Here is a 25,759-nt window from a genome sequence, read left to right on the forward strand (position 1 = left end):
CGGGGACAGCCGCCCCCTCCTATCGTCATCCCCCGCCCGGACCTCGTCCGAGAGCGAGCTTTCACGCACCCTGCACGCTGAACTCCCCTTCCCGCGCACGAGGAGAGGCAGATGACAGAGTCCAACGACCGCACCGCCACGGACCCGGACCCGGACCTGGATCCGGCCCCGGGCCCCGACGGCCCTCACCCGGGACGAGGGGAACTCATCGGCCGCGAGGCCGAGATGGGGCAGGTCGTCTCCCTGCTGACGGCCGCACGCTCGGGGCAGGGCGGAGCGGTCTTCGTCACCGGCGAGCCCGGCGTCGGCAGGACCCGGCTCGCCGCCGAGGCCCTCGCCGTGGCCGCCGAGGCGGACATGGCCACGGCACAGGGGCGGGCCGGCACGGTGGGCTCCGTCGTCCCGTACCGGCCGCTGGTCGAAGCCCTGCTCTCGCTGGCCCGCGCCGGCCTGCTGCCCGACCCGGACGAGCTGGGCCGCTACGGGCCGGTCCTGACCCGCCTGCTGACCGACAGCCGGGGCACCGGACTCGCCGCCGAGTCGTACGTCGTGATCGCCGAGGCGGTCCTGCGCCTTCTCACCGTCGTCGGACGGCAGCGCGGCTGTCTGCTCGTCCTCGACGACCTGCACGACGCCGACGCCGGGACGCTGGCGATCGTCGAGTACCTGCTGGACAACATCGGGCACCAGCCGGTCGTGCTCCTGCTCACCGCGCGGCGCGAACCCTGCGCGGCGACGGAGCTGGCCGCCGGCGCGCGCCAGCGCGGGGCCGGCGCGCTGCTCGAACTGAGCCCCCTCGGCCGCCCCGAGGTGCACCTCCTCGTCGCGGCCGAACTGGGCACGACCCCGGCCGAGGTCGGCCCCGACCTCGTCGACCGGACGGCGGCCGCCAGCGCCGGCATCCCGTTCGTGGCCAAGGAACTCATCCATGAGCTCGCCGGCCGCGCTCTCGACGACACGGGGGCGGGGTCCGTCTCCTTCTCGGTCCCCTCCGCCGTCGCGGACGGCGTCAGGCGTCGGGCCGGCGGACTCGGCCCGCGGGGCGTGGAGTTCCTGAGCATGGCGGCCCTCTTCGGGACGCGCTTCCCGGCGCCGGTGCTCCAGCACGCGCTCGGCTGCGACCCCGGTGAACTGTTCGCGATCCTGCGCGCCGCCGTCGCGTCGCACCTGATCGTGCCGGACGGTCCGGACACCCAGGGGTACGCGTTCCGGTACCCGCTGGCCGCGCAGGCGCTGCGGGACGACCTCGGACCGGGCGAGCGTGCCGGCTGCGCACGGCGGGCGGCGCGCGCCCTGGCCGAGCTGTACCCGGGGTTGCCCGGAGCGTGGTGCGCCCACGCGGCCGAACTGCACGCGCAGGCCGGCGACACCGAGGAGTCCCTCCGCCTGTCCTGCGAGGCGGCGGAGCGGGCGATGACCGAGGGCGCCGTGGAGCGGGCCGTGGACCTCCTGGTCCGGGCCCACCGAAGAATCGGCCCCGGGACCGCGCCCGAACCGCACGCCACGATCCTGGAGCACTTACTGGACGCGATCGCGTGCTCGGCCCGGTTCGACCTGTTACCCGAGCCGGTCGCCGGCCTGGAGACCCCGGGCGGCGAGCACGACCTGCCCGCGCCGCGCCGGGCCGGGCTCCACGCGCGGCTCGCCGGCATCGAGGTGCTCAGGGGCCGGCCCGCGGAGGCTCTCCGGCACCTCGACACCGCCCGCTGGCTGCTCGGCGACCGTCCGACCGACGCCCACGCCGCCCTCGTGGATGTCGCCGCGGCGCACGTCGAACTGAGCGGGCCGGCGCCCGACCGGCTGCGTACCGCCGCCCTGTTCGCCCGCCGTGCGGCGGACGCCGCCGAGTGCGCCGACCTGCCGGCGGTGGCCTGCGAGGCCCTGCTCGTGCTCGGACAACTGTCCTGGCAGCAGGACGAACCGACCGCGATCGCCCACTTCCTGCGGGTCCGCGCGATCGCCCACGCGCGCCGCCTCCCCGTACACCGGGTGTCCGCCGACGTGTGCCTCGCCAGGGTCGCGGCGCGGCGCGACGGCCGGCCCGCCCCTGTCGAACAGGCCCGTCAGGAGGCCCTGCGCATGGGCGCGCTGCCGCTGGCGTACGAGACCGACGCCCTCCTCGCGCTGGACCAGGTCCGGCGCTGCGCGTTCGAGGCGGCCGGGGACCGGATACGGGAAGGGGTGGCCGAGGCGACACGGCGGGGACTCGGCCGGGCGCTGTCGATGCTGCGGCTGGCCGACGCGGTGCGGTACGCGCACCAGGGCAGGCGTGCGGAGATGGCGGGCGCGCTGGAGCGGCTCGCCCCGCTCGTCGATGCCGCGCCGGGGGTGCGAGCGGCGTCGTACGGCCTCGCGCGGGCGTTCTGTTCGCTCCTCGAGGAGAGACACGACGCCGCCGAGCAGGAGTTGGCCCAGGCGCTCGCCCACGACGCGGAGAGCCCGGCGACCGGTGAGTTCGACGGGCACCGCGGCGTCATGCTGCTGCTGGGTGTGCTCGCCGGTCGCATGGGCCGGCGGCACCACACCGGCGTCGCGGAGGCGGCGGGCGGCGGCGGCACCCGGTGGAACCGCCAGTTCGTCGGCCTGGCGCACGCGGTGCTCCTCGGCCGCGAGGGCCGGCCCGGCGAGGCGACGGCCGCCGCGAGCGCGGCGCTGGAGGCGGGCGAGCTCTACCCCATGGCGCGCCACCTGTGTCGGCGCCTGGTCGCGCGCTCGGCGTACGAGGACGGCTGGGGCGCGCCCGTCGACTGGTTGCGCGAGGCGGAGGAGCACTTCCACGGCGCCGGCCTGGGGACGGTCGCCGGCGCCTGCCGGGCCCTGCTCCGCGGGATGGGAGCACCGGTCCGGCAGCGCCGCACGGGTACGGAACAGGTGCCGCCGGATCTGCGCAGACGCGGCATCACCGTCCGCGAGTTCGAGGTGGCCCGGCTGCTCGCCGAGCGCATCGGCAACAAGGACATCGCCGGCCGCCTGCACATCTCGCCGCGTACGGTCGAGAAGCACGTGGCGAGCGTCCTCCAGAAGACCGGCCACCCCAACCGGGCGGCCTTCGCCTCCGCCGCCCGCGACCTGGCCACCTGAGGTCCGGCGCTCCGGGGTCTGTTCAGGAGAGCGCGGCGGCCCCCGCCAGGGTCACCACCCGGTCGAAGCGGCTGTCGAGTCCCTCGTCCCCGTGGTGGACGACGAGGAGCGCGCGCCCCTCGGTGCGCTCCTGCAGGGCCTGGAGCACCAGGTCCCTGCCGGGCTCGTCGAGGTTCGCGAACGGCTCGTCGGCGAGGTACACGTCCGCGTCCTCGCACAGCAGCGCGGCGACCCCGACCCGCTGCCGTTGGCCGGACGACAGCCCCGAGGGCAGCTGGTCGGCCAGGCCGTCCAGGCCCATCGCCGTACGCACGCCCTCGTCGGCCACCAGGTCGCGTACTGGCAGCGGGGGCAGGTGCACCGGCGTGGTCAGGCTCGCCACCCGGGGCGGCAGGGTGACGGCTCCGGCGTCGGGGGCGAGCGTCCCGGAGATGATGTGCAAAAGCGTGGTCTTGCCGCAGCCGTTGGGGCCGCGGAGCAGGACGTGCTCGCCGGCGCGCAGTTCGAAGTCGGCGATCGCGAGGTCGGCACCGTCTCCGCGGGGGGCGGTGCCGGGGCCGTCACCGGAACCGTCTCCGTCGCCGTCGCCGTACCTGACCCGGGCTCCGCGGACCCGTACCACGGACCCCGCGTCGTGGTACGGCGCCTCCCGGGAAGCGCGCAGGGTCTCGATGCGCTTGAGGACGGCGGTGCTGCGGCGCGCCTGCGGGATCATGTTGACGAGCTCGAAGATCCCCGTGACCGCCCGCCACAGCGAGTTCACGAAGGCGAGGAAGCTGCCGAACGACATCCTGCCGGAGAAGACGAAGAAGGCTCCGATGATCATCGCCGCGGTGTCCGACAGGTTCATCACCAGGTCGCTGAGGGTCCTCTGCCTCAGCGTCAGACGGTAGTTGACGAAGGTGAGGCCGAGGAATCCGCGGAGCGCGTCCCCGTTCGCCGCGCGGGTGCCGGGCAGCAGCGACGGCAGACCACGTAGCGCGTGGAAGGCCTCCAGCGTCCGGGTCAGCTTGTTGATGTACCGCGCCTCCGCCTCGCGTTCGGGCTCGGTGTTGTTCTCGATCCGCTTGGCCAGACGGTTGCTCACGAGGACCAGCGGCGGCACGATCACCAGCAGGATGAGACTGGCCTGCCAGGACAGATACAGCAGCACACCGAGGAAGGCGAGCGACGAGACCGTCTGTTTCGCGATGCGGATGGCGACGTCGACGGCCGGCAGGACACCCTCGTGGACGTCCTGGTGGATCCGGCTGACGTAGGAGGCGTTCCCCGCCTCCGCCACCTTCCGGCCGTCCAGGCCGAGCGTGCGGTCCAGCAGCTCCATCTCCAGGCGCAGCCTGAGCGCGTTCTCGAACCGTTTGCGCCGGCAGGAGATCCAGTAACCCGCGAGGTTGAGGGTCAGACCGAGCAGCAGGTAGCACGTGCCGAGGACGAGGAACCTGCGGAAGTCCGCGGCCAGGATCGCCTGGTCGAACAGGGCCTTGAGCAGCAGCGGGTGCAGCAGAGCCTCGAGTCCGCCCGTGGCCGTCTCGGCGGCGGTGATCCCGGCGAACCGGGCCCGGTGACCCCGCAGGGTGTGCCACAGCTGCCTCATGGCGCGACCTCGTCGAGCAGGAAGTCCGCCGTACCGCCGGTGTTCACCCGGTGCAGCACCCGCAGCACGCCCGCCGAGCCGGTCAGATAGTCGCAGGCGCAGCGCAGCAGTCCCTCACCGGGGACGCCCAGGGGCGCCGCGCCGTCGCCGCGGGGGACCGCGAAGCGCTCGGCCGGCTCGAACAGGAACGTCTTGCGGACGAAGTCGAGCTGCCGCAACGCGGTGTCACGGTACGCACGGTCGCCGGTGATCGCGGCCGCGTCCAGGAGCGCGTCCGCGATGCCGCTCATGCCGAAGCCGTAGCCCGGCAGGACCGAGTGCCGGACGTCCAGTGCGCGCAGGACGGTCCGGGCGGCGTCCAGGTCGCCGTAGCGCAGCAGCACCTGCGCCACGCCCGCGGAACCCACCTCGACGTACGGCTCCATGGTCCCTTCGTGCTCGAACATGAGCGGGCTGTCGTCGTCCTCGGCGTCCAGGGGGCGTGCATGGGCCATCTCCCAGGAGAGCGCGTCCCGCCCGAGCCGTAGCCACTCCTCCTCGCCGGTGATCTGGTGCATCCTCAGCAGGAACATCGCGACACCTGCCTGGCCGAAGCCGAGCCCGGTCAGCGGTCCCTTGGACGCGAAGTCGTTGAGCCAGTAGGCGTGCCGCCCGTCGCGCCGTACGGAGTCGTGCAGCGCGCGGGCGCACTCCCGCGCGGCGGCGAGGTCGCCCTGGTCCCGACCGCGGAGGTAGAAGCGGAGGTTCGTCATCCCCAGGCCGGCGAGGCCGTAGTAGAAGGTGTGGTCGCCGGTCTCGGGCGCGCGCCGGTTGGCCTGGGCCAGCAACTCCCTGGCCTGGGCCCGCAGTCCGAGCGAGTCGGCCGCCCAGGCGATGCCGGCCAGGCCGCTCATGAGACCGTCCGGATACTCCGCCAGGCCGATGCCGGCCAGCTTGTCGCGCAGCCAGTCACGCCATTCGGGCCGGACCGGGACGCCGGAGGCGTGCAGCGCCCACAGGACGCCGCTCGCTCCCGAGCCGAGGCTCAGGGGGTTGGTGACGTGCGCGAAGGGGTCGACGGGGAAGAGCGTCGCCCGGTCGGGGTCGACGACGGCCTCGACGAACGCGGCCACCCCGGCCTCGGCCTCCACCAGCCCGAGCCGCTCCTGGACGACCGGCCGCGGCGGTGCGGCCTTCACCTGGTCGAGCAGCTCGGTCTCGTGCTCCAGGGCGTCGAGTACGTCGGTGAGGGTGATCCGCGCACCGGCCAGGTCGGTGATCAGCTCGTGGATCCGTGCGGGCCATCCCAGGTCGTCGGCGAAGAGCCGGTACTGGTCCAGGACGTCCTCACGCAGGTACGACATCGCCGCGATCGGGAAGATGAAGTACGCCATCGTCGTCGCCAGACCGAACAGATCGCCCTCCGGTCCGGACGCCTTGAAGCCGCCCCGGGACAGGCTGAAGCCCGGTGTGTACAGCTCGACCGGCTTCACCAGTGACCCTGCTTCGCCGTCCTCCCCCTCGGCCTCGGCTTCGATCAGCCGGCACGCCTCCAGATCGACGATGGTCACGTCGTACGTGTCGGGGTCGATGAGGAGGTTCGCGGCGGTGAAGTCGCCGAGGATCACGTTGCGTTCGTGGGCGGCCCGGATCGCACGCGCCAGTCCGCGGAAGACGGTCAGGAAGATCCGCAGGAACTCCCGCGACCGCCCGATGTCGAATCCCGGCCGCGCGAGAGGGTTGTGCGTGAGCAGCACCGAGCGGATGTCGGAACCGTCGACGAACTCCTCGGCGATGAAGTGGTGCTCCCAGTGGCGGAACGCGGCGACGGGAGCCGGGTACGCGCCCACGTCGGCCAGCCGGTTGAGGAACGTCCACTCCCGGGCGAGGATGTCCACGGCGTCGTGGCCCTGACGCGGGTTGACGTTGGTGTGGGGGCGGGCCTCCTTGAGCACCACCGGCCGGTTGCCGTTCACCGTGTCCTCGGCCTTGTACACCCCGCCGCTGTTGGAGAACTGGATCGCCCCGGTCACCCGGAATCGGCCCCCCAGCAGGTCGCTCTCCTCCGCCTCGTCGCCGGCGGGCTTCCAGTCGGTGAACGGCCAGGGCTCCCAGCCCGGCTGGGCGTACCCGATGCGCCGCTCGTCGGGGACGGGCCCGTCCGGCCCGATGATGTGAGGCACTCGCCGGCCGAGGACGTCCACGGTGTGGGTGTCGAGGAACTGCCCGTACCGGAAGTAGAGCGCCTTGCTGTCCCGGTAGCGCAGGTCCGACAGCACATAGGCACCCTCGACGCCCTCCAGGAGGCGGGCCAGGTCGGCCAGGCATGTCCTGAACTCGTCGATGTCACGGGGGTAGACGGTGATGAACTTGCCGCCGCTGCCGCGGGACATGCCCTTGGAGTTGAGCATCTCGTACACATCGAGGTCGAGAGCGATCTTGAAGTCGATCTCGCGCGCCGTGAGATGTCCGATCACCACGGCCGCGACCTCGCGCACGTCGCGCGGGCTCGCCGACACATGGATCTTCCAACCCTGTGCGGGGAGGGCCGGGTTGTGCCGATGGCTCCACCAGATGCCACTGCGGACGAACCGTCCCCGTACCTGCTCGTCGAGCGATGCGAGGAAGTGGTCCGCCTTCGGCTCGTAATGGACGTCGAGCGGGTCGAAGAACAGGGTGTCGTTCCAGGCGAAGAGGAATCGGTTGACCCATCGTTCGTTGCGCATGTCAGCCTCTTGTTCGTCCGAGGGGCCGCCGCCGGCAGCGGCTGGTGACAAAAAAGAGCGGTCCGTGTGGGGGGGCGCGGCACGCGCCCCCCCCACACGGACCGCGGCCGGTCAGACCGGCTTGGTGGAGCAGCAGGAGCTGCTGCTGCTCGTCAGGCTGACGACGGCGGCGCTGTTGGTCACAGCGGTCGGCTGCAGGGCCTGGAGCTTGAGAACGGCCATGCGGATCATCTCCTCGTGGTCGAGAGCGCGGAACGCGCTGGCGTGTGGCTGGAGTACCGGCCGATCGGCACGCCCACAGTCAACGCCGTACGCTCCGCCCGCACATGAGAGATCGCCCCCCATAATTCCCCCGCGCGACCCCCATGGAAGGGGTGCCCCCGGGCGCGGTGATGGGTGGTGGCCCGACCCGCCGGTCAGGCCTTCGCCGCGTCGTACTCCTCGCGTGCCTCGCGGATCGCCGCCATCCGCCGCTCCGTCCACCGCGCGAGGCCGCGGACCTGTTCGGCCGCCTCCCGGCCGAGGTCCGTGAGGGAGTAGTCCACGCGGGGCGGGATCACGGGCTTGGCGTCGCGGTGGACCAGGCCGTCGCGCTCCAGGGTCTGCAGGGTCTGGGCCAGCATCTTCTCGCTGACCCTGCCGATCTCCCGGCGCAGTTCGCTGAAGCGGTACGAGCGGTCGAGCAGCGCGATCAGGACGAGCGTGCCCCAGCGGCTGGTGACGTGCTCCAGGACCAGACGCTCGGGACACATCGTGTCGCCGTCGGCGTTCCGTACGCGCTCCATGAGTGTCGTCTCACTTACTCCCATGCCCGTACCTTACTTCAAAGTGGGTACTTACGCATGGTTAGCGCCATCCCTAGGGTTAGTGGCCAGACCCACCCCACAAGGAGATGTCCGACCATGAGCATCATCGTCACCGGCGCCACCGGAAGCCTCGGCCGCTTCGTCATCGAGGGCCTGCTGGAGAAGGTTCCCGCCGACCGGATCACCGCCGTCGTCCGCAGCGAGGAGAAGGCCGCCGGCTTCGCGGCCCGCGGCGTGAAGATCGCGATCGCCGACTACAACACCCCCGAGACCTTCGACGGCGTGTTCTCCGCCGGTGACAAGGTGCTCCTCATCTCCAGCAGCGAGGTCGACAAGGGCCGCGTCGGCCAGCACAAGGTCGTCATCGACGCCGCGAAGGCCGCCGGGGTCGCCCTCTTCGCGTACACCAGCGCCGTCGGCAGCCTGACCGCCGCCCTCGCGGACGACCACAGGGGCACGGAGGCGGCGATCGTCGAGTCCGGTCTGCCCTACGTGCTGCTGCGCAACGGCTGGTACAACGAGAACTACACCGAGCAGCTGGCTCCCGTCCTCCAGTACGGCGCCGTCACCCAGGCCGCCGGCGAGGGCCGCGTCGCCTCCGCCGCGCGAGCCGACTACGCCGCCGCCGCGGTGGCCGTGCTCACCGCCGAGGGCCACGAGAACACGACGTACGAGCTCACCGGCGACACCGCCTGGAGCTTCGCCGACTACGCGGCCGAGCTGAGCCGGCAGACCGGCAAGGAGATCGCGTACAACGCCGTCTCGGTCGAGACCTTCACCGGCATCCTGACCGGCCAGGCCGGGCTGCCCGGGCCGCTCGCGGCGATCCTCGGCGGGGTGGAGGCATCCATCGAGAAGGGTGAGCTGGCAGGCATCAGCGGCGACTTCTTCCGTCTGACCGGCCGGCCCACCACGCCGATCGCCGACTCGATCGCCGCCGCGCTGAAGGCCTGAGACCCGGGGAGCCTGTCGCTCCGGGGGCGGTTGGGCCATGCGGTGCAGTGGCTCGCCCCTTCGGACGTGGCCGGAAGGCCGTCGGCGGCGGAAGGTGTTCGGCTGGGCCCGGCGCCGCACACCGACGACCTGCACCGGGCGGACCACTCCGAGGCGCCTGGGCCGCGTTCCGGTGCGGAGGGAGCACCTGATGTTCCGGCATCGTTCCGGCGCGCGGCCAGGGGGCCGGCGGGCCCGCGCGACCCTGCGCGCGCTGTTCCCGGCCCTCCTGGGCCTGGCCCTGCTCGCACCGTCCGCCGAGGCGGCACCCCGGCAGCCGTCGCCGGCCCCGGTCGCCCCGCGAGCCACGGACGGACCGCTCGGCGAGCCCTCCGTCACACCCCTCGGCACCTTCGGCGGGATCCCCTACGTCCGGTACGACGGCGTCTTCGAGGGGCGGACGTCCACGGGGCGGTTCCGCGTCCCGTACCGGATCAGCGCCCCGCAGGACCCGAGCCGCACCAACGGCACGGTGCTGGTGGAGCCGCCGCACTTCGCCGTCGGTCTCGGCACGCTCAACGGGTACCTGCGGCCCGAGCTGCTGTTCCCCCGCGGGTTCGTGCACGCCGGGATCGGCTGGAGCACGTTCGCCAACCGCATCCTGGACCCGTCGGTGCCCGGGACCTTCATCGAGGGCGGTTTCGACGAGGAAGGGGCGCGGGTCGACGACGAGATCATCACGGAGTTCGGCCGCGCCCTGGCCCGCGCACCGGAGACGGTGGGCAAGGTGTCCCGGCGGTACGTGGCGGGCGCCTCCGACAGCTCGTACCCTGTGCTGCGGCTGATCGCGTCCGGCGACGCCTCGGGCGTCTTCGACCTCGCCATGCCGTTCACCACGGACACCCTCGACCCGCAGGCGGACATCGCCGCCGGCCGTTACCGGGGCAAGGTCGTCGTCGTGAACTCGGAGGCCGACGACTCCTCCACCCTGACCGACCGGGGCGTCGCGCCGGCGCAGTACCGCTTCTACGTCGTCGCGGGAAGCCCGCACGTGCCCGACCTGCTGGGCGCCAACCCCCCGGGCCTGCCCGTGGCCGGAACCACGCCGGCGACCTGGGTCCCCGCCCTGCGCGCGCACTTCCTGCAGGGCCACGACTGGGTGCGCAGGGGCTCGACGCCTCCCGTCAGCACGCGGCTGCGCACCGTGAACGACGGCACCGTCGTCCGCGACGCGCGCGGCAACGCGATCACCGAGGACACCACGGGCCGGACCGTCCCGCGCCTTCCGTTCGTCGAACTCGGCGAGGCACGTTTCATCCCCGGCTTCCTCGGCTCGTACGAGGACGTGCGCACCGTGCAGCAGCTCGCGTTCCCCGACCACAGGGCGTACCGCAGGGCCTTCGACGTCCGGGTGCGCGCGTATCTGCGGGCGGGCTACATCCTGCCCGAGGACGCGAACGCGATGCGACGGCGCGCACACCTGTGCCCGCCGTCCACGTACACGGAGACGTACCGCGACCACTACGATGCCTTCGTGGCCCTCACTCCCTGCTCGGCGGCCTGAACGACCGTGCCGCGCTGTCCAGTGCAGCGAGCAGCGGCGGTGGGAGGGGGGTGTGGTCCCGCCGTGTGTTCCGGGCCTGCACAATGCGGCGTGTGACCGATGACGACGACCCGTACCTGTGGCTGGAAGAGATCGACGGCGAGGCCGCGCTCGCGTGGGTGGCCGAGCGGAATGCCGAGACGGAGGCCGCGCTGGGCGCCGACGACGGGTTCGCCGGGCTCAAGGAGCGGCTGAGGGAGGTGCTGGACGCCTCGGACCGCATCCCGTACACCACCCGTCGCGGAGCGTTCCTCTACAACTTCTGGCGGGATGCCGCGCACGTGCGCGGCGTGTGGCGACGTACGACGCCGGAGCAGTACCGCAAGGACGCTCCCGAGTGGGAGGTGCTTCTCGACCTCGACGCGCTCGCCGCGGCGGAGGGGGAGAAGTGGCTGTGGGCCGGTGCGGGGGTGCGCCGTCTCGAGTACGACCGGGCGCTGGTGCGTCTGTCGCGCGACGGCGGCGACGCGGTGGTGGTCCGCGAGTTCGACCTCGCCACCCGGGCCTTCGTCGAGAACGGTTTCCGCGTGGAGGAGGCCAAGACGCGGATCGGGTGGATCGACGCCGACACCGTCTTCGTCGGCACGGACTTCGGACCGGGCTCGCTGACCGACTCCGGCTACCCGCGCACGGTGCGCAGATGGCGGCGCGGCACGCCGCTGCAGGAAGCCGCCCCGGTCTTCGAGGCCGAGACGGCGGACGTGTCGGCCTGGGGCCGGCACGACTCCACACCCGGCTTCGAGCGGGACTTCGTCGGCCGGGCGCTGGACTTCTTCCGCAGCGAGCTGTACATCCTCCGCCCCGACGGCACGCCCGTGAGGATCGAGGTCCCCGAGGACGCCAGTGCCTATGTCCATCGCCGGCATCTGATCGTCACCCTGAAGTCCGACTGGCTCGGGCAGTGCGCCGGCTCCCTGCTGGCGTTCGACTTCGACGCCTTCCTCGCGGGCGACCGCGGCCCCGAGGTGCTGTTCACCCCGGACGAGCGGACGGCTCTGGGCGACCACTTCTGGACCCGTCACCATCTGATCCTGGAGACGATGCGCGACGTCAGCACGTGCATCGAGGTCCTCACCCCCGTCCCTGACGGTGGCTGGGAGCGCAGACCGCTCGCCGATGTTCCGACGCTGTCCGCCGTCACCGTCGTGGACACGGACCCGGACGTCTCCGACGAGTTCTCCCTGGATGTGTCGGGGTTCCTGCAGCCCTCCACCCTCTACCACGGACAGATCGGAGCCGACACGGAGATCCTCAAGCAGGCTCCTGACCGCTTCCGCACGGCTGGACTGACGGTGCATCAGTTCTTCGCGACCTCCCGGGACGGCACACGGGTGCCGTACTTCGTGATCGGCCCCGACGTCTCCTCCACCGGCCCGCGCCCCGGCCCCGGCCCTGCCCTCCTCTACGGCTACGGCGGTTTCGAGGTCTCCCTCACCCCCTTCTACGACGCGGTGACGGGCCGGGCCTGGCTGGAGCGCGGCGGCACCTACGTGATCGCGAACATCCGAGGTGGCGGCGAGTACGGACCCGACTGGCACCAGGCCGCGCTCGGCGCGCGGCGGCCACGGGCCTTCGAGGACTTCGCGGCCGTCGCCGAGGACCTCGTCGCGCGGGGCATCACCACCCCGGACATGCTGGGCGCCGCGGGAGGCAGCAACGGCGGCCTGCTCATGGGCGCCATGCTCACCCGCTACCCCGAGCTGTTCGGCGCGATCGTCGCCCAGGTACCGCTCCTGGACATGGTCCGCTACCACAAGCTCCTGGCCGGCGCGTCCTGGATCGCCGAGTACGGCGACCCGGACGACGAAGCCGACCGCGCGCACCTCCTCGCGCTCTCCCCGTACCACCGGCTCACCGCGGACCGGGTCTACCCGCCGGTCCTCCTGATGACCTCCACCCGTGACGACCGGGTCCACCCCGGCCACGCCCGCAAGACGGCCGCGCGACTGCGCGACCTCGGCCACCGGGTCCTGCTCCACGAGAACACCGGCGGTGGCCACGCGGGAGCCGGCGACAACGAACAGGCCGCCCACAACGACGCCCTCATGCACACCTTCTTGTGGCGGCACCTCACCCCACCGGTCCGGCCGGCCTCCGGCTGACCGGGAACGGCGAGCGATGGCAGAGCTTCGGGAGAGGTGCGAGAGTCGAAAGGGCGCACCGTGTACGGCGAGTACGGGCAGGCCCTTATGGCGCAGGACGCTGAACCCCTGTTCACTCTCGACGCGTCCGGGCACGTCATCGGCCTGAGCCACGTCGCCGCGCGGCTGTTCGGCCGGCGCGCGCGGGACGCGCTCGGGCTGACCGTCCCCGAGTTCCTCGCCGCGTTCCCGGCGGTCGAGAGCTGGTCTCTCAGACCCGCCCCGGCCATCCCGGATCATCCGGGCGGGCCCGCCTGGGGCCTGTGGCAGGCCGGTGACGAGGACAGGGCGGGGCTGGACAGAGCGGTCCTGGAGGCCGTCTTCACCCAGTCGGCCGTCGGGCTCCATGTCCTCGACCCGGAGCTGCGCGTGCTCCGGGTCAACATCGTCGCGGTCGGCATGCGCGGGATTCCCGAGGAGAAGTTCATCGGGCGCCCGCTGGCAGAGGCCTACGCGGCGGCCGGTGTGACCGTCTCCGAGAGCACACTCCGCGAGGTGCTGGCCACCGGCCGCCCGGCACACGACGTCCTGGTCAGCATGCACCCGCCCAGCGACTCGCCCCATGAGCGCATCGTCTCGGTCTCCGCCTACCGCATGGAGGACCGGACCGGACAGCCGCTCGGCGTGGTCGCCACGGCCGTGGACGTCACCGACCGCGAGCGGGCTCAGGCGCGGCTGCGTCTGCTCCACGCGGCCCACGAGCGGATCGGCACCAGTCTGGACGTGGAGCGGACCGCCCGGGAACTGGTCGACGTCGCCGTGCCGGCCTTCGCCGACTCCATCCTGGTCGCCCTGACCGACGCCGTCCTCCAGGGGAAGTCACCGGACCTCCTGCCCCGCGAGGCCGCCCCGGTGCTGCGCTGCGCCGCCACGGGGGGCGGTGACTCCAGGCCCCCGACACCGGCTCCCGGTTCCGTCCTGCTGCCGGGTCTCTTCGGCGAGGAACTGCCGACGGCGCCCACGCTGCTGCCCGCCGGACCACCGGGGTCCGGCCCAGCGGGCGGCGCGCGACTCGTGGTGCCCCTCACCGTACGCGGCCAGATCTTCGGGGTGGTCGCCTTCCAGCGCGCGTACGGCTCCGAGCCGTACGCCGACGACGACCTGGTCCTCGCCGGCGGGATCGCCTCGCGCACCGCGACGTGCCTGGAGAACGCCCTCCGGTTCACCCGGGAGCACGTGGTCATGACGGCGCTGCAGAGCTGGCCCCTGCGACCGCAGGAGACGACCCTGCGGGCGGTCGAGGTCGCCCAGCGCCACCGTCCGGGCGGCAGCGGGGGCGGTTCCTGGTTCGACGTGATCCCGCTGCCGGGCGCGCGGGTGGGGCTCGTCGTGGGGCGCGTGGAGCGTCCGGGTCTCAGTGCCGTCGCCGCGATGAGCCGGCTGCGCACGGCGGTCCACAGCCTGACCACACTCGATCTCGACCCGCACGAAGTTCTGGCACGGCTCCACTCGACCACGCTCAGGCTCGCCCTGGAGCAGGGCGGCCCGGCCGGCGCCGGGGAACCGACCGCGAGCTGTACCTTCGTCGTCCACGATCCCGTCGACGGCAGGCTCGAGGCCGCACGCGCGGGCGCCTCGCTCTTCGCCGTCGTCCGGCCGGACGGATCGGTCGATCTCGATCCGGTGGCCGAGGGCCCGCTGCTCGGAGCCCATGGACCGCCCTTCGCCAGCGCCACGCTCCGGCTTCCCGAAGGAAGCACGCTCTGCCTCGCCTCCGCCGCCTCGCCGGACGAGAAGGACCCGGCGCCGCACCAGGTGCTGGACGCCCTCGCTCATCCCGATCGCGGGCCCGAGGACATGGCCGACGACGTCCAGGCACTGCTCGCCGCGGATCGTGTCCTCCTCGTCGCCAGGACTCGCCTCCTGCCCGAGGGCGATCTGGCCGAGTGGCCCGTCCCTCCGGAAGGCCAGGCCGTGGGCGCCGCCCGCCGCCGGGTGGGGGAGTGCCTCACGGCATGGGGCGTCTCCGTCGATCCGTACGCCGTGAAGGTCGTGGTCAGCGAACTCGTCACGAACGCCATCCGCTACGGAGCCGCTCCGATCACCCTGCGGCTCATCAGAGGAGAGTCCCGGCTGACCTGCGAGGTGAGCGACGCCGCACCGACCGCGCCGCACCTGCGCCACGCCAAGGCGATCGACGAGGGCGGACGCGGCCTCCACATCTGTGCCTCCCTCGCCGCGAACTGGGGCGTGCGGTACGTCGAGGACGGAAAGACGGTCTGGGCCGAGATCGCCACCGAAGAGCCGGGATAGGCCCCGGCCAGGCCGGGATTCCGCCGGTCAGGCGAGTTCGTAGATGCTCCTGCCGACCAGCCAGAAGCCCAGGGCCAGGGAGAGGAGGACGACGGCCTGGTCCTCGTGGCTGGTGATCCAGGTGAGCATCGTCTGGAGTCTGGCCCCGGCGCGAGCGGGCCGGAAGGTCGCGTACAACTCCATCGCCAGAAGAGTCGCGGTGGCCAGGAGGCAGTACAGCACCAGTGTCAGCCAGGTGAGCGCGTGGGACAGGTTCGCGTTCATCACGGTCGTGGCCCCGGCCGCGACCAGCCCCCACGGCTGGAGCAGGACCGCCATGCCGGCGGCCGACCAGGGCGAGACATGACGCAGCTTCCCCAGCCAGGCCGGGTCTTCCCGAGGATGGCCCGCTTTGCGCTGCCTGTGGACTCCGTAGGCGATCAGACCGAGCCCGATGGCCAGCTTGACGGCGAGCGACCCGGTCGAGGGAGCGGTGTGCGGCTTGGGCGGTGACCCACCGGTGAAGAGCAGGACGCAGCCGATCACCAGCACCAGGCACGCGAGCCAACCCGCGATGAAGGCAAGCCCCTTGCGCACGCCCTTGTCCGAGGAGAGCAGCAGGATGAAGCCCATGACCGGGAACGGTTCGAGTGTGATGGCCAGACCGATGATGATGAGATCGAGTGTCATCCGCGGGCCACCTCCCTCGACGCGTCCGCCGAACCCAAGCCAGTCATGAAATCGCCGTACACGCGAAATGCGGGCGTCCGTTGGGGCGACCGCCTCCGACGCGGGGTGTGATCCGAGGTGCAGGGGAAAGCGCGCGATGCTGCAATGGTGCTGTTGGCGTGAATCCGCAGAACCGCGCCGGTCCGGGTCTCCTGTGGACGCCCCGACCGAGCCGTACCAGGCCAGGAGCACCCATGAGCGCACCCGAAGAACTCGAGTTGGGCCCTGTCGACTATTTGGTCGTCGAATTTCCCGGCAACCGCATGACCGGTGAGGGTTTCCCGCTCCTGCTCGACTTGGTCGAGCGTCGCATCATCCGGATCCTCGATCTGAGATTCGTCAGGAAGGAACGCGACGGCTCGGTCACCGCCATGGAGATCGCGGACTTCGACGGCGACGGACGACTCGACCTCGCCGTCTTCGAGGGCGCCACGTCGGGCCTGCTCGACGACGAGGACCTGCGGGACGCGGCCGAGGTGCTCGAGCCGGAATCGTCCGCCGGGATCATCGTCTACGAGAACACCTGGGCCGGGCCCCTCGCCGCCGCCCTGCGGCGCGGTGGTGCCCAGTTGGTGGCCAGTGGTCGGATTCCCGTGCCCGCACTCCTGGCATCGATGGAAGCCACCGAAGAAGCCTGAGTTCCGGTTCCGAGTCAGCCGCAGTGGCTGCTCGGCGAGGCAAGGAAGAGACATATGCCTGGTCTACTCCGTGGGGTCGCCCGTACCGCTGTTGTCGCAGGGACGGCGACCGCCGTGTCCAACCGCGTGTCGCGACGGCAGGCCGGCCGCTGGGCCCAGCAGGAACAGGCGCAGAGTGCCTACGCCGCCCCACCCCCGGCGGCCGCGCCTCCTCCGCCGGCCGTGGCGCCCTCGATGGACGACAAGATCGCCCAGCTGAAGGACCTCGGGGAGCTGAAGGCGCAAGGAGTCCTCACCGAGGCCGAGTTCGAGGCCCAAAAAAGCCGCATCCTCAACTCCTGAGCGTTCCTTCGTCCCCTGAGCGACCCTTCCCGGAGGGAACCGGGGGAGCGGACGGCCCCGGAGGCAGCAGCTCGGTCGTGACGAACGCGGTGACGGCGGCCAGGATCACCACGGTGACCGTGTCGGCGCTGCCGAGCAGCAGCACCACCAGGACCACACTGCTGACCGGCAGCCGCAGGACGGCCGTCGCGGCCGCCGCCATCCCCGCGGCCATCCCCGGCACCACGCCAAGACCGGGCAGCGGGGAGAGCAACACCCCCATGGCGGCGCCCAGGAACAGGGAGGGAAAGACGAGACCGCCGCGCAGGCTCCCCAGACACAGGGTGTACGCGGCGGTCTTGAAGAGCAGTACGGCCAGGAGAGCGCCGACCCCCCAGGCGTGCGGGTTCGAGGCCAGCTCGGCCATGGTGGCCTGACCGGACGAGGCGACGTCCACCGGTGAACGGTCCGTGATCACGGTGTACAGGGCCGCGCATCCTCCGGCGGCGACCGCGCACACCGTCGTCCTGGTCAGCGGGCTCGACGCCACGAACGTGGCTGTCAGACGCCCGCCGACGACGGCCAGATGCAGCAGTGCGCCGATGACCACGGCCATCAGGATCGACCAGACCACGTCACCGGTGTCCAGGTTCGGTGGCGCTTCGGGAAGGCTGAGGGTGAGGTCGCCGGTCTCGAGGCCGCTCCAGCGCCCGAATCCGATGAACACCAAGGACCCCACCCCGCTCGACAGCAGAGCGGGAAGCATGATGGCGGTCAACTGCGTCCCCGCGACGCCCGCCACCTCGATGAGAAGCACCGCCGCGATGAGCGGATTGCCGAAGATCGCCGCGATCGCGGCCGCGGCGCCCGCGGCGCCGAGCAGGACGTTGCTCTGCGGCGTGGCGGGGGCCCGCGCCAGGTCCCGGAAGTAGAGCGCCAGACCTCCGCCGAGCGCGATCAGCGGCGCCTCAGGTCCCAGGGACGCCCCGAACGGAAGGCTGGCCGCCGCGGCGATCAACACCCCCGGCACCGCCTTCGAAGAGGCGCCACCCCCGGCATGCAGACCGTACGCGGGGACATGACCGCCGGCCCCCGGCAGATGCGTGACGACCAGGCCCACGACGACCCCGGCCACCAGCAGAAGCGGCAGCGGCCACCACCACGGCGGAACGTCCCATCCCAGAGCCCGCGGCCACACCTCCCACAGCACGTGCTCGAGTTCGTGCAGGCCGACCAGGAACCAGAAGGCGGCCAGGGAGACCGGGACACCGATCAGCGCGCAGAACACCAGCGCCTTGAGGTAACCCGGGCTGAGCAGAACATCCCGCAACCGGTCGGCATCCGGTGCCTCCGCCGCGCTCTCGGGTGCGACAGGTCGGTCGCTCGGCTCCGCCATGGATCGTTTCCCTCCCAGGAAGACGTGCGGTCGACGGGGTGAGGGGTCCGCACCCGACCCGGCCGGCTCACGGAACGTCGTCGGCGGGACCGCCGTACGAGCCCATGCAGGGCATCATGACGGACCGGACGATCAGAGCGCGCACCCACGCCGGGGCCGTGTTTCCGCACACGGCGGCTGTGCGGCCGAACGGGTGAGGGGGGTCTGTCCGGAGGCTCCCGGAGGCTTCTCGGAAGCCTCAGACGCCCCGCCGCGCGGCCGGGCTCCCCAGGCGACGGGCCAGGCCGGTCTCCTGCGCCAGAACGGCGCCCGCCGTGACGGCGACGGCGACCGCCGCGCAGACCACGATGAGCCACGACAGGAGGGTGAAGACCGGGCCCAGCGACCCGTACTCGGCCAGGGTGCGGTTGAGCGCCACCGGCATGTAGAACTGCGCCCCGATCGACAGGGCGGTCACGGCGGCGCCCGTGAGCACGGCGCCGGGGAGCAACGGCAGCCAGCCGATGCGACCGCCGAGCAGCAGGTGCTGGCTCCACCACCACAACATCGTCTGGCACACCACCGTGACGGGGATGCCCAGCCACAGCCCGGCGCCGAAACCGTCGCGCAGCGGACCCTGCACGACCAGCACGACCAGCCAGACGGCGATCCAGACCAGCCAGCGCCAAGGGGCGACCTTCGCACCGCCCTTGGGGATCTCCCAGGCGCGCATGCACAGGCGCTGCATCGCCCGGCTCACCGCCGTGGCGGAGAGCACCACCATCAGCGTTCCGACGACGCCGGTGACCTGCTCCAAGGACTCGGTGTGGGACGTGTAGAGCTTCTTCAGTTCGTCGTCGGCGGCGCCGGTGAGTCCGAAGACCGCGCGTACGGAACTGACGAGCTGCTCCTTCACCCCCTCCGGCGCGAAGGAGCCGACGACGAAGAGCAGCGGGATCGCGGTCAGGAAGCACTGGGCCGCCAACCGCGTGGCGGCGTCCAGGATGTTCACCGACAGCATGCGGTTGGTCAGATGAGAGACGACGGGGAAGCGGGTCTCGGCGGTGCTCCGCAGCCGCCGCGCGGTGACCGTCACGTTGTGGGCCTTCGCTCGCCACCATGACGGTCGAAAGACACCCCGGCGGTCCGCGGCCCCCTTCTCAGCCATCAGGGGTGCTCCTTCCCTGCGTACAGGGTGCGGGACGGCGCCCGGCACGGCACCTCGGGGGACGGGGACGTACGCGCGGCGAGGGCAAGGGGCCGCCCCGGCGGATGGCCCGATCGTGTGACCTGCCCGGCCGAAAGGGGGCCGCATGGCGCGCCGGTGCGTTCCGTCATCGCGCAGGATGCTTTCGTCTGTGCCCGGGCCGGGGGCCGTTCGTGCGCGCCCGATCCGGGGACAGCGCAGGGCCACCTGCTCCGTTCGACGTGCCGAAGGAGAGACAGTGGCAACCAGAGTCGACCCGCGCCACGCGGCCGGGACCGTGCAGTTGCTGAAGGGACAGAAGGCGCTGGTGACCGGTGCCAACTCGGGCATCGGGCTGGCGACCGCCATCGCCCTGGGCCGGGCCGGGGCGGACGTCGTGGTGAACTACGTCGTCGGCGCGGACGAGGCGGAGAAGGTCGTGGCGCAGATCAAGGACTTCGGGGTCCGTGCCTACGCCCACGAGGCCGATGTGTCCGACGAGGACCAGGTGGTCGCCATGGTGGCCCGGATGGTCGAGGAGTTCGGCACCATCGACATCATGGTGGCGAACGCCGGCCTCCAGCGGGACGCGACCGTGATGGAGATGTCGCTCGCCCAGTGGCAGAAGGTCATCGACGTCAATCTGACCGGCCAGTTCCTCTGCGCCAGGGAAGCCGCCAAGGAGTTCGTGCGGCGCGGCGTGGTCGAAGAGGTGTCCCGGTCGGCCGGGAAGATCATCTGCATGAGCTCGGTCCACCAGATCGTTCCGTGGGCGGGACATGTGAACTACGCCTCCTCCAAGGGCGGTGTGGGCATGCTGATGCAGACGCTCGCCCAGGAGCTGGCCCCCCAGCGGATCCGGGTCAACGCGATCGCGCCCGGTGCGATCCGTACACCGATCAACCGCGACGCCTGGTCCACCCCCGAGGCCGAGGCCGATCTCCTGCGGCTGATCCCGTACCGCCGCGTGGGCGACCCGGACGACATCGCCAACGCCGTCGTCGCCGTGGCCTCCGACCTTCTCGACTACGTCGTCGGCACCACGCTCTACGTCGACGGGGGAATGACGCTCTTCCCCGGCTTCGCCACCGGCGGCTGATCTCCGCCCCCGCGGTCCGCGGGGCAGACCGATGAAGGACACATGCTCAGCACAGTGATCCACCTGGCGGCGGAAGCACCGCCTCAACTCCTGCCGGCTCGTGAGCTGATGGCCTTCACCCTCGGTACGCACATCCTGCTGGTCCCCTTCGGAGTGGCGCTGCCGTTCATCACGCTGTTGATGCATCACCGGGGGCTGCGCCGCAACGACCCCGTCGCCCTCACACTCGCCCGGCGCTGGTCCGCGGTGATGGCCGTCCAGTTCGCCATCGGCGTCGTCACCGGCACGGTGCTCTCCTTCGAGCTCGGTCTGTTGTGGCCCGGCATGATGGGGCGCTGGGGTGACGTCTTCGGACTCGGATTCGGCGTCGAGGCGTGGGCGTTCTTCCTCGAAGCCGTTCTGATCGCCGTCTACCTCTACGGATGGCGCCGACTGAAGCCGTGGACCCACTTCTGGCTCGGCGCACCGCTGCCGCTCGCGGCCCTGATGGGAGCGTTCGGCATCATCGCGGCCAACTCCTGGATGAACACCCCGCGGGGGTTCAGCCTCGACAGCCAGGGCAACCCCGTCGACGTCGACGTACGACAGGCGATCTTCACCCCGATGTTCGGCCCGGAGTACTGGCACTTCGTGGTCGCGATGTTCATGACCGCCGGCTACGTGGTCGCCGGGGTGTACGCCGTGGGCTGGCTGCGCGGGCGACGCGACCGCTACCACCGGCTCGGCTTCACGCTGCCGTTCACCGTGGCCGCGATCCTCACACCGGTCCAGTTCATGGTCGGCGACTCCACCGCCCGCGCCGTCTTCCACCAGCAGCCGATCAAGTTCGCCGCCACGGAACTCGTCTGGGAGACCGACACGCACGTCCCGGAGTACCTGTTCGGACGGCTGAACAGCGACGGGACCATCTCCGGTGGGATCAAGATCCCCCAGCTGGACTCGATCCTCGCCGGTTTCAAACCGAGTACCCAGGTGACCGGGCTGACATCGGTACCGGAGTCCGACCGGCCCACCGCCGTCCAGGCCACCATCGCCCACTGGGCCTTCGACATCATGGTCACCATCGGCAGCCTGCTGATCCTGCTCGCGCTCTGGTACGCCTGGAGCTGGCTGCGCCACCGGGACCTTCCCCGCAGCCGCTGGTTCTTCCGCTGCGCCGCCGTCGCCGGAGCCGCGTGCCTGCTCACCGTGGAGTGCGGGTGGATCACCACGGAGGTGGGTCGCCAGCCCTGGATCGTGTACAACCAGATGAGGGTCTCGGAGGCGGTGACCGACACCCGCGCCGGATCGCTGTGGGCGATGCTCGGCCTCGTCATCGTCGTGTACGTGCTGGTGTTCGGCGCGTTCATCGCGGTCGTCCTGAAGATGCGTAGCCGCTGGCGTATCGCCGACGAGACTCCGGCCGCCGTGCACGGCGGTCCGGCCCCGGAGGCCGACACACCCTACGGACCCAGAACCGAGCCAGGGGCCGCTGCCGGCTCCGACCGAACCGCGGGTGGTGCGTCCTGATGGCGGAATTCATCGCCTGGGTGCTGGTGGTCGTCATCGCCGCGTACGCCTGCGGCGGGGGTACCGACTACGGCGCGGGATTCTGGGACCTCCTGGCCGGCGGCGCGGAGCGCGGCAAGAGGCCCCGTTGGCTCATCGATCACGCGATGGCGCCGGTCTGGGAGGTCAACAACGTCTGGCTGATCTTCGTCTTCGTCATCATGTGGACCGGCTTCCCGACGCTGTTCCAGGCCGTCTTCGAGGCGATGTGGCTGCCGCTCGCCCTCGCGGCCGTCGGCCTGGTGCTCCGGGGCGCCGGGTTCGCCCTGCGCAAGCCCACCCACCGACTGGCCCAACGGCGGATCTACGGAGCGGCCTTCGCCGTCTCGTCGCTCCTGACACCCTTCTTCCTCGGGGCGGTGCTCGGTGGCATCGCCGCCGGCCGGGTCGAGGTCGGGACGACCGCCTCCGCGGACGCCTGGGCCAACCCGACCTCGGTCCTCACTGGTCTGCTGGCCGTCTCCGCCACCGCGTTCCTCGGGGCGGTGTACCTCTGCTCCGACGCCCGCCGGTTCGACGCGGACGACCTCGTCGACTACTTCCGCCTGCGTGCGTTGCTCGCCTTCGCCGCGGTCGTCGTCCTCGCGCTCATCGCCCTGCCCGTCACCCATGACGACGCCCGGCACGTCTGGGACGGCCTGACCGGAGGCCTGGGACTGCTGCTGGTCATCCTGGCCGCCGTCTGCGGGCTGGCCACGGTGTTCTTCCTGCTGCGCCGCTCCTACCGCTGGACGCGCTACACCTCGGCGGCGAGCGTGGCCCTCACCGTCGTCGCCTGGGGCTTCGCGCAGCGGCCCTACATGCTGCCCACCTCGCTGACGGTGACCGACGCGGCGGGCGCGCCCGCCACCCTGCAGTGGCTGGTGATCGTCACGGCCATCGCGATCGTGCTGGTCGGGCCCGCACTGGTACTGCTCTACCGGCTCGACACCCTGGGGGAGCTGGAGCCGCTCACCGACGCCGACACCCGGGCGGCCGGAGCGCCCGGGGACGACACGTAGCGGGCGCTCCACGCCTCCGCCGGTCAGCCCATCCGCTCGACGAGGCGGTCGCCGACCCGCAGGGCGTTGGCGATGGCGGTCAGCGACGGGTTCACCGCGCCGATGCTGGGGAAGAAGCTCGTGTCCACGACGTAGAGGTTGTCGAGGTCGTGGGCCTTGCAGTCGACGTCCAGGGCCGAGCTGCGGGGGTCGGTGCCGAACCGGACCGTACCGGCCTGGTGGGCGGTGGCCCCGATGGGCATGCCCTTGTGCAGGTAGATGCTGTGCGGCAACAGGTGGTGCTCGTGCATGCCCAGGTGCCCGAGCATCCCCTTGAGCTTGTGCTGGAGGCGCTTGAGCCCGGCGATGTTGTTCTTCTCGTCGAGGGCCAGGTGGATGTCGCCGTTCTTGTCGAGGGTGACGCGGCTCTCGGGCAGCGGCAGGTCCTCCCCGCAGAGCCAGAAGTCGACGGCGTGGTGCGCGAGCATCTCGAACGGCATGTCCGGTACGACCGCGCCGGCCCAGCGCGGCGCCTCGCCGTGGATCTGATCGGCGTCCGACTTGCCCAGCATCTGGATGCCGCCGAGCGGGAAGTCCCAGTCGTCCGCCCCGAGGTACCAGTCGTTCAGCGCCAGTGTCTTCTGGAACTTGGTGGGGTTCGGCTCCTTCGACACGGCCATCAGCGCCAGGTTGTTGTGCCGCATGTAGTGGCGCCCCACCACGTCCGAACTGTTGGCCAGGCCCCCGGGGTGCTTGTCGTTCGCCGAACGCAGCAGCAGTGCGGCCGAGTTGACCGCCCCGCAGGCGACGACGACGATGTCGGCTCCGAAGCCCTCCGTCGACCCGTCGCCGAGCTCGGCGACGACACGCGTGACGGTGCGCCCGGTCGGATCGGTCTCCAGACGCCGGACGTCGGCCCCCGTGACCATCGTGACGTTGTCGTACGTCAGCGCCGGATCGACGCAGATCACCTGGGCGTCGGACTTCGCGCCCAGCAGACACGGGAAGCCGTCCACGCGGTCGCAGCGGATGCACACGCTGTCATGGCTGGCCCGGCCGTCGCCGTCCTGGGTCAGGTTCACCCCGATGGGCAGATGGAAGGGGTGGAGCCCCTTCTTCTCCAGGTCGTCGCTGAGCTGCTGGATGCGCGGCTCGTGCTCCACCGGGGGGTGCGGGTACTGGCCGCTCGCCGGGCCCTCCGTCGGGTCCTCGCCGTGCCGGCCGTGCACGAGATAGAGCTGCTCCGCCTGGGTGTAGTACGGCTCCAGATCCTCGTACCGGATCGGCCAGGCGGGCGAGATGCCGTCGTGGTGGCGCAGCTCGCCGAAGTCCTCGGGGCGGAGGCGGAAGAGGGCGGCGCCGTAGAACTTGGTGTTGCCCCCGACGTAGTAGTTGACCTCGGGGGGGAACGCGTTGCCGTGCTTGTCGTACCAGAACTCGGGGGCCCGGTACCGGCCCTTGACGAAGACGGCGGTGGAGTCCCAGTTGTCCCGCTCCCGGGGCAGGTAGTCGCCGCGCTCCAGGATCAGGATCCGCTTGCCGGTGGGGGCCAGCCGGTGGGCGAGCGTGCCGCCGCCCGCTCCCGTGCCGATGATGATGACGTCGTAGTGCTGATCGCCGGCCATACAGGGGTCCTGTTCTGGGAGTTGTCGGCCGTCCCCGCCGTAGCGCCCGCCCGAAGGGCCCGTGGTGTGCGTGTCGAAGTACAGGTACACCCGCGTACGTGGGACATTGAGTGCGGATCCGACGCTATCCGGCAATCCCGGCGGCGGCGACCGGAGGGGCGCCGCTCACCGTCCGCTCACGCGGTCGCCCGTACCGCGTGCGCTGCCGCGGCGCTCAGAACACGGCGATCGGGTTGACCGGTGAGCCGGTGGCCTCCGGCAGCCTCAGCGGGGCGACGACGCAGAGGAACGACCAGCGCTCCTCCGCCTCGCAGACCTCCACCAGGTCCTCGAACTGGAGGTAGTCCAGGAGGTGGAGGCCCATGGCGTGGACCGCGAGCACATGGACGGGGAAGTCGACGCCGTCGGTGGAACTCGGGGCGGTGTCGTTGTTGCCGTCCCCGCCGAGCACCGCGACCCGCCGGTCCCTCAGAAACTCCAGTGCGTACGGATGGAGTCCGGCGCGCATGTCCGCCGTGTGCCACGCCCCCAGCTCGGCGCGGCGCTTGCGATGGCCGACCCGGACGAAGAGGAGGTCCCCCTCGGTCACCCGGACGTGCTGGGCACGCTCGGCCGCGGTGAGGTCGTCGGCGGTCACGTGATCGCCCGGTTCCAGCCAGGGCACGCCGCGCAGCCGAGGAATGTCGAGCAGCACACCGCGACCGACGATCCCGTCGCGCGCCAGCTCGACGGACAGGGCCGTGGCCCCGCCGGCCGTGACGGTGTTCGCGTCCACGCCTCCATACAGCGTGCCGTCGTAGATCACGTGACACAGGGCGTCGAGATGGCTGTCGGCGTCCCCGTGCACGTTCATCGCGAAGCGGTCCCTGGCGAACTGGAGCCCGCCGGCCCGGATCCCGCCCCGTACGGCGCCGGTCATGACGTGCTCGCAGGGCTCGGGATCGTCGGGCCCCGGCTCCGTCTGCACCTGCGCCGCCATCGTCACCGTACGGCCGGACCTCACCTCGGCCGCGGCCGCCAGCACATGGCGCGGCGTGATCTCCTCGAGGGCGCCGCGCTCCCCGGCGCCGGCCCCGGTCCCGCGCCGCACACGCGCGTGGAGCTCGGCGAACTCGGCCGCGCTGAGCCGTGGCGACCCCGCCCCGGAGGCCGGCGTGCCCATG

At 71.7% G+C, this 25,759-nt stretch carries 19 protein-coding genes; 10 read left to right on the forward strand and 9 right to left on the reverse strand.

All coding sequences use genetic code 11. From position 1 onward, the window contains the following. The first annotated feature begins 111 nt into the window (after positions 1-111). A complete protein-coding gene (locus tag FDM97_RS15635; RefSeq protein ID WP_137991011.1) occupies positions 112-3,081 on the forward strand; it encodes a helix-turn-helix transcriptional regulator in 2,970 nt (989 codons plus the stop codon). A 22-nt stretch (positions 3,082-3,103) separates the two neighbouring features. Here the strand turns inward: FDM97_RS15635 and FDM97_RS15640 are convergent, their stop codons facing one another. The 4 genes from FDM97_RS15640 to FDM97_RS15650 all read right to left on the reverse strand — a co-directional run bounded on the left by FDM97_RS15640 (position 3,104) and on the right by FDM97_RS15650 (position 8,189). Beyond that, entirely contained in the window at positions 3,104-4,675 is a 1,572-nt protein-coding gene (locus FDM97_RS15640; protein WP_137991012.1) for an ATP-binding cassette domain-containing protein, read from the reverse strand. Then, entirely contained in the window at positions 4,672-7,380 is a 2,709-nt protein-coding gene (gene lanKC, locus FDM97_RS15645) for a class III lanthionine synthetase LanKC (RefSeq protein WP_137991013.1), read from the reverse strand. Before lanKC ends, FDM97_RS15640 begins: the two co-directional genes overlap by 4 nt. A gap of 111 nt (positions 7,381-7,491) precedes the next feature. Then, positions 7,492-7,602, reverse strand: coding sequence for a class III lanthipeptide (locus FDM97_RS36165; protein WP_217510237.1), 111 nt, complete (start codon positions 7,600-7,602; stop codon positions 7,492-7,494). Between the two features lie 194 nt (positions 7,603-7,796). Then, on the reverse strand, positions 7,797-8,189 hold the full coding sequence (locus tag FDM97_RS15650) for a winged helix-turn-helix transcriptional regulator (RefSeq protein WP_254705612.1): 393 nt from the start codon (positions 8,187-8,189) through the stop codon (positions 7,797-7,799). 93 nt (positions 8,190-8,282) lie between these two features. Between FDM97_RS15650 and FDM97_RS15655 the strand changes: the two genes are divergently transcribed. The 4 genes from FDM97_RS15655 (at position 8,283) to FDM97_RS15670 (ending at position 15,116) form a co-directional block, all read left to right on the forward strand. Next, positions 8,283-9,140 (forward strand): SDR family oxidoreductase, encoded by an 858-nt coding sequence (locus FDM97_RS15655; protein WP_137991014.1) that lies wholly within the window; start codon positions 8,283-8,285, stop codon positions 9,138-9,140. Positions 9,141-9,330: 190 nt separating this feature from the next. Further along, positions 9,331-10,683, forward strand: coding sequence for an alpha/beta hydrolase domain-containing protein (locus FDM97_RS15660; protein ID WP_137991015.1), 1,353 nt, complete (start codon positions 9,331-9,333; stop codon positions 10,681-10,683). Positions 10,684-10,766: 83 nt separating this feature from the next. Next, on the forward strand, positions 10,767-12,824 hold the full coding sequence (locus tag FDM97_RS15665; RefSeq protein WP_137991016.1) for a prolyl oligopeptidase family serine peptidase: 2,058 nt from the start codon (positions 10,767-10,769) through the stop codon (positions 12,822-12,824). An 87-nt stretch (positions 12,825-12,911) separates the two neighbouring features. Beyond that, complete coding sequence (locus FDM97_RS15670; RefSeq protein ID WP_137991017.1) at positions 12,912-15,116, forward strand: PAS domain-containing protein; 2,205 nt, start codon at positions 12,912-12,914, stop codon at positions 15,114-15,116. A 27-nt stretch (positions 15,117-15,143) separates the two neighbouring features. Here the strand turns inward: FDM97_RS15670 and FDM97_RS15675 are convergent, their stop codons facing one another. Further along, a complete protein-coding gene (locus FDM97_RS15675; protein WP_137991018.1) occupies positions 15,144-15,785 on the reverse strand; it encodes a GAP family protein in 642 nt (213 codons plus the stop codon). A 233-nt stretch (positions 15,786-16,018) separates the two neighbouring features. Here FDM97_RS15675 and FDM97_RS15680 point away from each other — a divergent pair, with 233 nt between their 5' ends. Continuing rightward, a complete protein-coding gene (locus tag FDM97_RS15680) occupies positions 16,019-16,462 on the forward strand; it encodes a DUF6325 family protein (protein WP_175439134.1) in 444 nt (147 codons plus the stop codon). Between the two features lie 54 nt (positions 16,463-16,516). Then, a complete protein-coding gene (locus FDM97_RS15685; RefSeq protein WP_137991019.1) occupies positions 16,517-16,804 on the forward strand; it encodes an SHOCT domain-containing protein in 288 nt (95 codons plus the stop codon). On the opposite strand, the gene FDM97_RS15690 is transcribed toward FDM97_RS15685, so the two are convergent. Together FDM97_RS15690 and FDM97_RS15695 are read right to left on the reverse strand one after the other, a co-directional pair. After that, positions 16,794-18,179: a chloride channel protein gene (locus FDM97_RS15690; RefSeq protein ID WP_137991020.1), complete on the reverse strand. Its 1,386-nt coding sequence runs from the start codon at positions 18,177-18,179 to the stop codon at positions 16,794-16,796. The genes FDM97_RS15685 and FDM97_RS15690 overlap by 11 nt on opposite strands. A gap of 238 nt (positions 18,180-18,417) precedes the next feature. Beyond that, positions 18,418-19,326 carry a YhjD/YihY/BrkB family envelope integrity protein gene (locus FDM97_RS15695; RefSeq protein WP_137991021.1) on the reverse strand — a complete coding sequence of 303 codons (909 nt, stop codon included), beginning with the start codon at positions 19,324-19,326 and terminating at the stop codon, positions 18,418-18,420. A 277-nt stretch (positions 19,327-19,603) separates the two neighbouring features. Between FDM97_RS15695 and FDM97_RS15700 the strand changes: the two genes are divergently transcribed. The 3 genes from FDM97_RS15700 to FDM97_RS15710 are packed head-to-tail and all read left to right on the forward strand — an operon-like array spanning position 19,604 to position 22,992. Then, a complete protein-coding gene (locus FDM97_RS15700) occupies positions 19,604-20,443 on the forward strand; it encodes an SDR family oxidoreductase (protein WP_254705613.1) in 840 nt (279 codons plus the stop codon). Positions 20,444-20,485: 42 nt separating this feature from the next. Continuing rightward, positions 20,486-21,952 (forward strand): cytochrome ubiquinol oxidase subunit I, encoded by a 1,467-nt coding sequence (locus tag FDM97_RS15705; protein WP_137991022.1) that lies wholly within the window; start codon positions 20,486-20,488, stop codon positions 21,950-21,952. Further along, positions 21,952-22,992, forward strand: coding sequence for a cytochrome d ubiquinol oxidase subunit II (locus tag FDM97_RS15710; RefSeq protein ID WP_137991023.1), 1,041 nt, complete (start codon positions 21,952-21,954; stop codon positions 22,990-22,992). The genes FDM97_RS15705 and FDM97_RS15710 overlap by 1 nt, the downstream gene beginning before the upstream one ends. Before the next feature lie 23 nt (positions 22,993-23,015). Here the strand turns inward: FDM97_RS15710 and FDM97_RS15715 are convergent, their stop codons facing one another. Both FDM97_RS15715 and FDM97_RS15720 read right to left on the reverse strand, forming a co-directional pair. Next, positions 23,016-24,596, reverse strand: coding sequence for a GMC oxidoreductase (locus FDM97_RS15715; protein ID WP_137991024.1), 1,581 nt, complete (start codon positions 24,594-24,596; stop codon positions 23,016-23,018). Between the two features lie 214 nt (positions 24,597-24,810). Then, positions 24,811-25,758, reverse strand: a complete 948-nt coding sequence (locus FDM97_RS15720; RefSeq protein WP_137991025.1) for a cyclase family protein — start codon at positions 25,756-25,758, stop codon at positions 24,811-24,813. Position 25,759: the final 1 nt, after the last annotated feature.

This window comes from Streptomyces vilmorinianum (assembly GCF_005517195.1).
Lineage (GTDB): Bacteria > Actinomycetota > Actinomycetes > Streptomycetales > Streptomycetaceae > Streptomyces > Streptomyces vilmorinianum.

Excerpts from the sequence above, each read along its gene's own strand:
- FDM97_RS15710 (WP_137991023.1), top strand. The coding sequence starts at position 21,952 with ATGGCGGAATTCATCGCCTGGGTGCTGGTGGTCGTCATCGCCGCGTAC.
- FDM97_RS36165 (WP_217510237.1), bottom strand. The coding sequence starts at position 7,602 with ATGGCCGTTCTCAAGCTCCAGGCCCTGCAGCCGACCGCTGTGACCAAC.
- FDM97_RS15720 (WP_137991025.1), bottom strand. The coding sequence starts at position 25,758 with ATGGGCACGCCGGCCTCCGGGGCGGGGTCGCCACGGCTCAGCGCGGCC.
- FDM97_RS15665 (WP_137991016.1), top strand. The coding sequence starts at position 10,767 with ATGCGGCGTGTGACCGATGACGACGACCCGTACCTGTGGCTGGAAGAG.
- lanKC (WP_137991013.1), bottom strand. The coding sequence starts at position 7,380 with ATGCGCAACGAACGATGGGTCAACCGATTCCTCTTCGCCTGGAACGAC.
- FDM97_RS15675 (WP_137991018.1), bottom strand. The coding sequence starts at position 15,785 with ATGACACTCGATCTCATCATCATCGGTCTGGCCATCACACTCGAACCG.
- FDM97_RS15705 (WP_137991022.1), top strand. The coding sequence starts at position 20,486 with ATGCTCAGCACAGTGATCCACCTGGCGGCGGAAGCACCGCCTCAACTC.
- FDM97_RS15715 (WP_137991024.1), bottom strand. The coding sequence starts at position 24,596 with ATGGCCGGCGATCAGCACTACGACGTCATCATCATCGGCACGGGAGCG.
- FDM97_RS15685 (WP_137991019.1), top strand. The coding sequence starts at position 16,517 with ATGCCTGGTCTACTCCGTGGGGTCGCCCGTACCGCTGTTGTCGCAGGG.
- FDM97_RS15640 (WP_137991012.1), bottom strand. The coding sequence starts at position 4,675 with ATGAGGCAGCTGTGGCACACCCTGCGGGGTCACCGGGCCCGGTTCGCC.
- FDM97_RS15635 (WP_137991011.1), top strand. The coding sequence starts at position 112 with ATGACAGAGTCCAACGACCGCACCGCCACGGACCCGGACCCGGACCTG.
- FDM97_RS15660 (WP_137991015.1), top strand. The coding sequence starts at position 9,331 with ATGTTCCGGCATCGTTCCGGCGCGCGGCCAGGGGGCCGGCGGGCCCGC.
- FDM97_RS15695 (WP_137991021.1), bottom strand. The coding sequence starts at position 19,326 with ATGGCTGAGAAGGGGGCCGCGGACCGCCGGGGTGTCTTTCGACCGTCA.
- FDM97_RS15680 (WP_175439134.1), top strand. The coding sequence starts at position 16,019 with ATGAGCGCACCCGAAGAACTCGAGTTGGGCCCTGTCGACTATTTGGTC.
- FDM97_RS15655 (WP_137991014.1), top strand. The coding sequence starts at position 8,283 with ATGAGCATCATCGTCACCGGCGCCACCGGAAGCCTCGGCCGCTTCGTC.
- FDM97_RS15690 (WP_137991020.1), bottom strand. The coding sequence starts at position 18,179 with ATGGCGGAGCCGAGCGACCGACCTGTCGCACCCGAGAGCGCGGCGGAG.
- FDM97_RS15650 (WP_254705612.1), bottom strand. The coding sequence starts at position 8,189 with ATGGGAGTAAGTGAGACGACACTCATGGAGCGCGTACGGAACGCCGAC.
- FDM97_RS15670 (WP_137991017.1), top strand. The coding sequence starts at position 12,912 with ATGGCGCAGGACGCTGAACCCCTGTTCACTCTCGACGCGTCCGGGCAC.